This window comes from Sulfitobacter sp. HI0129 (genome assembly GCF_001635395.1).
Classification (GTDB): Bacteria; Pseudomonadota; Alphaproteobacteria; order Rhodobacterales; family Rhodobacteraceae; genus Sulfitobacter.
On record NZ_LWGH01001014.1, the window covers coordinates 1 to 216 of the forward strand.

The window sequence follows — 216 nt, forward strand, 5'->3', positions numbered from 1 at the left end:
CCAGCAGGGCCGACGACGCCTCTCCCTTCAGCACCAGCGCCAGTTTCCAGCCTAGGTTGTCCACATCTTGAATGCCGCCGTTTCCGCCACGCGCGCCGAAGGGACTGACAACATGGGCGCTGTCGCCGACAAAGATCACCCGCCCATGAACGAAGTTGTCCAGCATGGCGCAGCGGAAGCGATAGACGCTCATCCAGTCGAGCCGAAAGGGCGTAT

The 216-nt window shown here is 62.0% G+C and carries 1 protein-coding gene; it reads right to left on the reverse strand.

The genetic code is table 11. The annotated features are described in order from the left end of the window. Positions 1-216: FAD-dependent monooxygenase (locus A3764_RS21805; protein WP_201722490.1), on the reverse strand; the 216-nt coding region annotated here is incomplete at both ends.